The organism is Candidatus Kryptobacter tengchongensis (assembly GCF_001458555.1).
Lineage (GTDB): Bacteria > Bacteroidota > Ignavibacteria > Kryptoniales > Kryptoniaceae > Kryptonium > Kryptonium tengchongense.
The window spans coordinates 1-10,562 of the sequence record NZ_CZVH01000070.1; the positions used below are offsets into that span (position 1 = coordinate 1).

The 10,562-nt window shown below is 36.4% G+C and carries 5 protein-coding genes; 2 read left to right on the forward strand and 3 right to left on the reverse strand.

The window, feature by feature from the left end; all coding sequences use genetic code 11:
• The coding region (locus AT685_RS06010) for a T9SS type A sorting domain-containing protein (RefSeq protein WP_143713148.1) at positions 1-261 on the forward strand (261 nt) is incomplete at its 5' end.
• A gap of 154 nt (positions 262-415) precedes the next feature.
• On the forward strand, positions 416-3,508 hold the full coding sequence (locus AT685_RS06015; RefSeq protein ID WP_159420490.1) for an alpha-amylase family glycosyl hydrolase: 3,093 nt from the start codon (positions 416-418) through the stop codon (positions 3,506-3,508).
• Positions 3,509-3,607: 99 nt separating this feature from the next.
• Here AT685_RS06015 and AT685_RS06020 read toward each other — a convergent pair whose 3' ends face one another.
• The 3 genes from AT685_RS06020 to AT685_RS06030 form a co-directional block, all read right to left on the reverse strand.
• Complete coding sequence (locus AT685_RS06020) at positions 3,608-5,809, reverse strand: hypothetical protein (protein WP_072151946.1); 2,202 nt, start codon at positions 5,807-5,809, stop codon at positions 3,608-3,610.
• Between the two features lie 57 nt (positions 5,810-5,866).
• A complete protein-coding gene (locus AT685_RS06025; RefSeq protein WP_159420491.1) occupies positions 5,867-10,147 on the reverse strand; it encodes an alpha-amylase family glycosyl hydrolase in 4,281 nt (1,426 codons plus the stop codon).
• Between the two features lie 154 nt (positions 10,148-10,301).
• Positions 10,302-10,562, reverse strand: a 261-nt coding sequence (locus AT685_RS06030; protein ID WP_143713148.1) for a T9SS type A sorting domain-containing protein, incomplete at its 5' end; no start/stop codon positions are given.

A 10,562-nucleotide genomic window follows, 5' to 3' on the forward strand; every position in this document is an offset into this window, starting at 1 on the left:
AACCTCTTGACCAAGGATATTATAAATCTTCAATTTAACCCGACTACGACAATTAAATATAGCATACCGAATACAGAGCGGGTTACATTGAAGATTTATAATATCCTTGGTCAAGAGGTTGCAACCCTTGTTGATGAGGAACAGAAACCAGGCGTTTATGAATTGAAGTTTGATGCTTCAAATCTTGCAAGCGGTGTTTACTTCTATAGGTTAAAAGCAGGTGGATTTGTTGATATTAAGAAGATGGTTTTGGTTAGGTGAATGACTCACCCTCTATCCCCCTCTCTACTGATGTGGGGAGGGGGAACTTAACTCGCCCCCTATCCCCCTCTCTATTAGAGAGGGGGGGATGGGAGTGGGTGGGTTAATATATTTTTAATTTCCTCCTCTGCTGATGCGGATATGGAGGGAAAGAATGGCGAGTAAATTAAAAAAAACACTAAGGCTGATCATGTTTATCTTTAGAATTTTTACCCTTATTTTCATCTTCGCTCAATTTATTCTCTCTCAAACGGTTCCAGTTACATTCTACTATAAGCCTCAAACGCCGGTTAATGCTGTTTTCCTTGCAGGTTCCTTTAATAATTGGGGAAATAATGTTAATGGAATCGTCTCAGATACGAGATTTAAGATGAATTACGATGCTGTTAATGATGTGTGGTATAAAGTTGAAAATCTTGGCATTGGTACCCATGAATATAAATTTGTTGAAGATAGAAATAACGATGGTAAAGGTGAAACTTGGATAACTGACCCCAATAACCCGAGAATTAATTATTCAAATTTTAACAACTCAATTATCATCGTCTCAGACCCGATGGTTTTTCATCTTTTGCCAAAGCATGGAACGATAACGAATCGTGACCAGCCTGAAATTTCTGCTTATATTTTTTACTCTTCAGGAACAACCGTTTCAGAGATTAATCTTTATATAGATAACGAGCTTATTCCAAATGGAATTACATATTTTAATCCAGGAAGTCAAAGGTTCAGTTACATCCCAGTTCAGCCTCTTTCAAATGGTCAACATTTTATAAAGCTTGAGGTTAAAACAACCACAGGAAAAACCGCTTTTGATACATCAAAGTTTACTGTGGATGTAACATACAGAGTTTATCAGGCTGAATATGAATTTATATTTGATCCAAGAAGTTCGCGAAATTCTTACAGAAATATAACTTCGGTTAGCTTGCGTGGTGAGTTCAATAACTGGGGGGAAGACCTGATGCAATATGATTCTCTTCGTGCTGTGTGGACGAAGACTTTGAAATTGACTGAAGGGGAATATGAGTATAAATTTTATCTTAACGGCTCAATATGGACTGCTGATCCTGACAATCCGATAACGCGGGGGACTTATGGAAATTCGGTCGCTTTTGTAAGCAGGGTATTGAAGCCGTATTTTAAAATTTTAAATCCACCTAACGGGAAAATTTATGTTGATACCGTAAATTCAATTAATGTTTTGGCAAAAGTTTTTGATAGCTCAAGGGAAAAGGGCATTAACCCAAACAGTGTAAAAGTTTATCTTGATGGAGTTTTAGTTCAATCAAGTTATGATACAGTCACAAAAACAGTTACAGCACAAATTAATAACTTAACACCCGGAAGACATGAATTAAAATTTGAAGCAAGCGATAAAGAAGGCAATTATGGGGTAACTTATTCAACATTTGGTATTTATCCTCCGAATTCGGGATTTCACTATGTTGATAACACAAATGATGACATTGGCGATGGTGATTATGTCTATCCGAACGGATTTTTGCCAGGTTCTTGTGATATTCAGGAGTTCAAAGCATACGCTAATCAAAGTCAAGATACTATTTTCTTTGAGATAAAGTTAAGGGATATAACCAGAAACACAGCTCTTGTTTTTTTAATAAACAGTTCAATTGATAATTTTATACCTGATCCATTTTCAGCGGAGGTTAAAATTCCTGACTTCAGCGACCGTGGAATTTATATTATTTTCACCCCTGGCGTAAATAGAAGTGAATTTAACGCCATATACACTAAAATCTCTCCCCTCGTAAAGAGCAGAAACATTTCATATAACCCCGATGCTATAATATCTGACACTTTGAGATTCCATCTTGCGCTTGATGAAATTATAAATTACCTTGGGTCGTTCAGCGGGAAACTTTATTATACGGTTTATTCATTCCTTATTGATACGCTTGGAAATCCAGTTAAAATCACATCAACAAATGGTGGAAGTGATCAACCTGGAAATCCGAAAGTTTTTGATATCGCTTTTATTGATGATGCTATACAAAAGAAGATTTTAAGTTATTATGTTGTCGGTTCTTCCCCAATTCTTGCGACGATAGATAACGAATGGAGAGGTTTTGCAGGGATCACGCCAGATCAAATCGGGATTGATATGAGCGGTATTCCGATTGTTAAAATTACAACACAACCAAGAAAAACAAGAAAATCTTCAATCGTAATACGAGGTGAGATAACACATCAAGATGGGACTCCGGCAAGTGAGGTAACTTATATTGAACTATTTGTTAATGGCAATAGAGGGACATTTGGCGCATCAAATGGTAAATTTTCCGTCACTGTTAACCTTGTTGAGGGGGATAACATAATCCAGGCGAAAGCAACAATAGGGAATAAATCGGGTTATTCAAATAAAGTTAACATTTACAGAGTTGTTGAACATAAACCATTTGCAAAAATTAAATTTATCCTTGGCGATTCTAACATAACCCTTGATGCGGGGGAGAGCACGGATCCTGATTCAGACCCATTGACATTCATCTGGTTTGCTGATTCAACTAATCCAGAGATTATCCCGGGTGTAAATGGTTCAACAGCACAAAATATAACAATTCCAAAACCCTCAAGCCCAGGAGAGTATTATTTTACCCTCATTGCCAGAGATCCGTCTGGAAATGCAGATACAACACGAAATTATTTTGTAGTTAAATCTGATGGGAACATCCATCTGCCGGGATATGCGGATAACCCATCTTGGGTGAAAAATGCGAGAATGTATCTTATCTTTCTTCATTCCTTTACTCAAGATGGCACAATAAGAGCAGCGACACAAAAGCTTGATTATGTAAAATCAATGGGATATAATGTAATTTGGCTTATGCCAATAATGAAAAATCAATACACAATTGATGCAGTTGGCGGTGGATATGGAATTGTGGATTTCTATCAAATTGCCTCTGAATATGGAACGATGGATGATTTCAAAGAATTTCTTAATAAAGCTCATTCACTTGGAATAAAAGTTATCCTTGATATAACCACGAATCATGTTGCTGATGGTCATCCCTGGATTCAAAGTATACGAAGATATAAACAAGATTCACCATATTGGGATTTTGTTCAGCATGTTATTTTTTCACACGGCGAAGAATTACCGCAGTCCTATGCACCTGATTCCGCTTATGTTCGGTATGCTGATTGGTCACTTGCAAATTTAAATTGGGCTGATGTTGATTTGAGAAGTTATATGCTTGATATGTTAAAGTGGGGTTTCTGATGCCAGATGACTATTCGGATTTGACTTGGGTTATTTGAAGAACATGAGACGAGGGAAAAAAGCATTAACGCAATTGAAACCAACTTCACAATTTTCATCTCATTTCAAAATTGATTTTAACAAAAATTCTGGAACATTTACATTGTAACCAGCTTTTTGCAGAAATTTATAAACATTGATTAGATGAGTTCTAAAACCAACATCAAATGGTTCATCTCCACCAAGTGCCGTTTGATCTTTACCATACCACCAAAACCAGTCGCTACCTTCAGCGGAGTAAAGCGATTCCCAGGCTTTATATTCAAAATATTCCTTCGTCCCTGATTTTGGCAAATCTAAAAAAGGATTTGGTCGCTGAATTTTAAGTTTCTCAACATCTTTTCTAACTTTTGAAAGATATTCCCAAGCTAAATTTTCCTCTTCCTCGCCGATCCAGGTATCAAAATTAGCATTTATCCAACTACCCGGCCAAAGTGGTTCAAGTTCTTGATGCGATGTGATTTTATGAGCCTTAACACCACGCATTGGATTTCCGTAAATCCATTCGCTTAATGTCACAGTTATGATTTGTCCATTTTTATGTAATTTACTCAATTTTCGGTAAAGAGCGTTTAAAAAAGCTTTACCGTCTTCATCTTTCCTATACCATTCCCATGCATTTTCACCATCAAGTATAACAGTGATCAATCTTTCCTCAAATGGGTTTTCAGGGGCAAAACTTAACACATATCTTATAAAATCATCTGCTGCTACTTCAGGTTCATAGTTCTGATATGTAAATCCGATTGCATCAGAAAGTCGCGTATCCCTAAAAACAATAAGTAATGACTTCGCTTCATCTTTATTGCCATAAACGGTATCTTCATCAACAGAATAAGGATAGTAAAAGGGTTGATTTTCTGGTTTTGATCTTGCGAGAACCTTTTCATCCGTTGCTATCCATTTTATTCCATTTCTCACAAAAACAGATATAATTTGTTCAGCCACGGCTCCTTCCGCTGGCCACATCCCGAGAGGTTTTCTTCCGAAAATTTTTTGATAATATGCGATTGACTTTTTAACTTGAGCATCCGCATCTTCGGGATAACTAAATCTCTCTGGTAAATTATCCATAGGCTGGCAAATTTTCGCAATATCTGTGTCATAAATTAAAGGCAAAATTGGGTGATAAAATGGAGTTGTTATAACTTCAATCTGCCCCGTTTTTTTAACGGGATCATACATTAATTTTTTATGTATAGGAACAATTGCGGATAAAATTTTGTATGTTTCAGCAACAATCCGATTACAATCATCTTCAGTGATCTCTCTTTTAAGGTAATACTTGTCTCCCTTCTTTTGGATAAGGTCAGTTATATCAACCTCAAATCCATTCGCAAGTTTCACCTTTCCATTCAAAAAGTCGGGATCAAAATTTGCTAAATAAAAGAAAAATTTTATTTTTCGGATATCTTCAGGCGTATAATGTTTAGGATCTTTATTTTTCAATTGTTCATACTCTGGAAATCTGCTCATCACGACCTCGCTTACGCTGAAACAATTCCATGAATTTTTGTAAACATAACCAAGTTCAAAGTCCGTAAATTCCTCCGAATCTTTTAACATCAAATCAATCCATGGATCAATTTTAACACCATCTTTGAAATATCGCTTCGTGTCAATTCTATTCCTTTTCGGGTCAAAATATGGTTTTAATCTTTTGACATAATACTCATCTAACTGATAAAGCAGAGAAGATGTTAGATTTATAGTTACATGGATATCGGGATAATTTTCAAGCATGCTCGCCATATCGTAATAATCCTTTGTTCCATGAGTTCTAACCCAAGGTCCCTGCAATTGGTCTTTTTCGGGATCAAGATAAGAAGGTTGATGTTGATGCCAGATTATATTGAGATAAATTCGGTTTGTTTTCGGATAAATATCCTCAGGGTTTGGTTTAGCATCTGGCTCCGATTGAAGAAGGATTTTCCAATCGTAAGATAAAACGAAAACGGAATTAAAATCAGTTTTATTAAAATTCTCAACCTTTACAGGGTTAGCTGGATCAAGCATCCATCTGCCATCAACGATGAACTTATATTGATAAAGTCCGGGTTTGATTTTAAATTTTCCATACCAATTTCCGTTATCATCTTTTGTTAATAAATCATCTTTTCTCCACCCGTTAAAATCTCCAGCAATAGCAACTGAATTAGCCTCAGGCGCATAAAATTTAAACACAACATAACCATTTTCAAAACTTGGCTGGGAAAATAATGGAAGCGTAAAGAAGAAGATAAGAAAGAAGATATAAAACATTTCGTAAAGGTATTTTAATTTTTAATTAACCATCGCCGAGGATTTATGAAGAGTTTTTCACTTTATCAACACCATTTTTCGTATCTGACTGAAACCGTTGGAAGACAAACGATAAAAATAAATTCCGCTTGGCAAACCGTTGGAATCAAATTTAATTTTATGTCTGCCTGGCTCAAGTTCCCCATCAATTAAAACCTTAACTTCCTGTCCCAGCACATTATATATTGCAAGCTTCACTCTTGTTCTTTCAGGTATATCAAATTCAATAAAAGTTGATGGATTAAATGGGTTTGGATAATTTTGATAAAGTTTGAAATTTACCGGAATTTCACCGAAATCATTTTCAACCGAGACAATTGGTGGAACTGAAACGGTATCGCGAGTTATGGAAACTGTGAAAACGGCTGAGCCGTAAGGTTCAAGTGTTACAGAAATATTCTGTAAGGCATCGCCATTCAAAAGAGTGTAGCTATTTGATAACAAATCATTAAGGTAATAATTCCTTCCAGACTGAACTCCGCCCGTGAACGAAACATAATCTCTGATGTTCAAGTTAATGTTCTTAACATCGCCTGAAAGATTCACAACGACAAGCCCATTTTGATTTTCATATCTTTTAACATACGCATAAACCTTTGAATCACCGGTGTTAAGCATCTGATGTTCTCTGCTTCTGAAGGCGGGAAACTTATCTCTTATAAAAGCAAGACGTTGATAGTGTGCTTGTAAAAGTTCTTTATCGGTGTCGTTCCAATTGATTTTAAATCTTCTACCTTCAAATTCTCCCATTCCATTTCCAAAACCAACCTCTTGACCAGCGTAGACAAGCGGTATCCCCGGAGAAGTGAAAAGAATCGTTGCAAGTGGCTTTGTTTTTCTCAAATCACTTTGGTAAATAAAAGCAATTCTTGACTCATCTTGATTTTCCATATACCGCAGATATTGTGAATTTGGACCCGGGTAATAACCGTAATTTGTAGCTTTATCATTTATTTCACTCAAGCTTAATGAATAAGCATTTCTAAACACACTCCACATATTTCTATCATAGGCAACATCAACCCCGCCACCTTGATCTGCATAGATTACCTCAGTTCCAGGACCAGTTCCAGCAGCTTCTGCAAGAAGTAGAATATCTGGTTTAACATGCTTTAAGGTATTTCTAATTGGAACTCCGAAGTTTTGCTCACCATATCTTCTTTGAGGTCCCCAGTAAACATCAAACCTAAACCCATCAACTCCAACATCTTTCACCCACTTTAACATATCAAGCATATAACTTCTCAAATCAACATCAGCCCAATTTAAATTTGCAAGTGACCAATCAGCATACCGAACATAAGCGGAATCAGGTGCATAGGACTGCGGTAATTCTTCGCCGTGTGAAAAAATAACATGCTGAACAAAATCCCAATATGGTGAATCTTGTTTATATCTTCGTATACTTTGAATCCAGGGATGACCATCAGCAACATGATTCGTGGTTATATCAAGGATAACTTTTATTCCAAGTGAATGAGCTTTATTAAGAAATTCTTTGAAATCATCCATCGTTCCATATTCAGAGGCAATTTGATAGAAATCCACAATTCCATATCCACCGCCAACTGCATCAATTGTGTATTGATTTTTCATTATTGGCATAAGCCAAATTACATTATATCCCATTGATTTTACATAATCAAGCTTTTGTGTCGCTGCTCTTATTGTGCCATCTTGAGTAAAGGAATGAAGAAAGATAAGATACATTCTCGCATTTTTCACCCAAGATGGGTTATCCGCATATCCCGGCAGATGGATGTTCCCATCAGATTTAACTACAAAATAATTTCGTGTTGTATCTGCATTTCCAGACGGATCTCTGGCAATGAGGGTAAAATAATACTCTCCTGGGCTTGAGGGTTTTGGAATTGTTATATTTTGTGCTGTTGAACCATTTACACCCGGGATAATCTCTGGATTAGTTGAATCAGCAAACCAGATGAATGTCAATGGGTCTGAATCAGGATCCGTGCTCTCCCCCGCATCAAGGGTTATGTTAGAATCGCCAAGGATAAATTTAATTTTTGCAAATGGTTTATGTTCAACAACTCTGTAAATGTTAACTTTATTTGAATAACCCGATTTATTCCCTATTGTTGCTTTCGCCTGGATTATGTTATCCCCCTCAACAAGGTTAACAGTGACGGAAAATTTACCATTTGATGCGCCAAATGTCCCTCTATTGCCATTAACAAATAGTTCAATATAAGTTACCTCACTTGCCGGAGTCCCATCTTGATGTGTTATCTCACCTCGTATTACGATTGAAGATTTTCTTGTTTTTCTTGGTTGTGTTGTAATTTTAACAATCGGAATACCGCTCATATCAATCCCGATTTGATCTGGCGTGATCCCTGCAAAACCTCTCCATTCGTTATCTATCGTCGCAAGAATTGGGGAAGAACCGACAACATAATAACTTAAAATCTTCTTTTGTATAGCATCATCAATAAAAGCGATATCAAAAACTTTCGGATTTCCAGGTTGATCACTTCCACCATTTGTTGATGTGATTTTAACTGGATTTCCAAGCGTATCAATAAGGAATGAATAAACCGTATAATAAAGTTTCCCGCTGAACGACCCAAGGTAATTTATAATTTCATCAAGCGCAAGATGGAATCTCAAAGTGTCAGATATTATAGCATCGGGGTTATATGAAATGTTTCTGCTCTTTACGAGGGGAGAGATTTTAGTGTATATGGCGTTAAATTCACTTCTATTTACGCCAGGGGTGAAAATAATATAAATTCCACGGTCGCTGAAGTCAGGAATTTTAACCTCCGCTGAAAATGGATCAGGTATAAAATTATCAATTGAACTGTTTATTAAAAAAACAAGAGCTGTGTTTCTGGTTATATCCCTTAACTTTATCTCAAAGAAAATAGTATCTTGACTTTGATTAGCGTATGCTTTGAACTCCTGAATATCACAAGAACCTGGCAAAAATCCGTTCGGATAGACATAATCACCATCGCCAATGTCATCATTTGTGTTATCAACATAGTGAAATCCCGAATTCGGAGGATAAATACCAAATGTTGAATAAGTTACCCCATAATTGCCTTCTTTATCGCTTGCTTCAAATTTTAATTCATGTCTTCCGGGTGTTAAGTTATTAATTTGTGCTGTAACTGTTTTTGTGACTGTATCATAACTTGATTGAACTAAAACTCCATCAAGATAAACTTTTACACTGTTTGGGTTAATGCCCTTTTCCCTTGAGCTATCAAAAACTTTTGCCAAAACATTAATTGAATTTACGGTATCAACATAAATTTTCCCGTTAGGTGGATTTAAAATTTTAAAATACGGCTTCAATACCCTGCTTACAAAAGCGACCGAATTTCCATAAGTCCCCCGCGTTATCGGATTGTCAGGATCAGCAGTCCATATTGAGCCGTTAAGATAAAATTTATACTCATATTCCCCTTCAGTCAATTTCAAAGTCTTCGTCCACACAGCACGAAGAGAATCATATTGCATCAGGTCTTCCCCCCAGTTATTGAACTCACCACGCAAGCTAACCGAAGTTATATTTCTGTAAGAATTTCGCGAACTTCTTGGATCAAATATAAATTCATATTCAGCCTGATAAACTCTGTATGTTACATCCACAGTAAACTTTGATGTATCAAAAGCGGTTTTTCCTGTGGTTGTTTTAACCTCAAGCTTTATAAAATGTTGACCATTTGAAAGAGGCTGAACTGGGATGTAACTGAACCTTTGACTTCCTGGATTAAAATATGTAATTCCATTTGGAATAAGCTCGTTATCTATATAAAGATTAATCTCTGAAACGGTTGTTCCTGAAGAGTAAAAAATATAAGCAGAAATTTCAGGCTGGTCACGATTCGTTATCGTTCCATGCTTTGGCAAAAGATGAAAAACCATCGGGTCTGAGACGATGATAATTGAGTTGTTAAAATTTGAATAATTAATTCTCGGGTTATTGGGGTCAGTTATCCAAGTTTCACCTTTACCATCGTTATTTCTATCTTCAACAAATTTATATTCATGGGTACCAATGCCAAGATTTTCAACTTTATACCACACATCATTAACAGCATCGTAATTCATCTTAAATCTCGTATCTGAGACGATTCCATTAACATTATTTCCCCAATTATTAAAGGAACCTGCAAGGAAAACAGCATTAACCGGCGTTTGAGGCTTATAGTAGAATGTAACTGGAACCGTTTGAGAGAGAATAAATTGAGCGAAGATGAAAATAAGGGTAAAAATTCTAAAGATAAACATGATCAGCCTTAGTGTTTTTTTTAATTTACTCGCCATTCTTTCCCTCCATATCCGCATCAGCAGAGGAGGAAATTAAAAATATATTAACCCACCCACTCCCATCCCCCCCTCTCTAATAGAGAGGGGGATAGGGGGCGAGTTAAGTTCCCCCTCCCCACATCAGTAGAGAGGGGGATAGAGGGTGAGTCATTCACCTAACCAAAACCATCTTCTTAATATCAACAAATCCACCTGCTTTTAACCTATAGAAGTAAACACCGCTTGCAAGATTTGAAGCATCAAACTTCAATTCATAAACGCCTGGTTTCTGTTCCTCATCAACAAGGGTTGCAACCTCTTGACCAAGGATATTATAAATCTTCAATGTAACCCGCTCTGTATTCGGTATGCTATATTTAATTGTCGTAGTCGGGTTAAATTGAAGATTTATAATATCCTTGGTCAAGAGGTT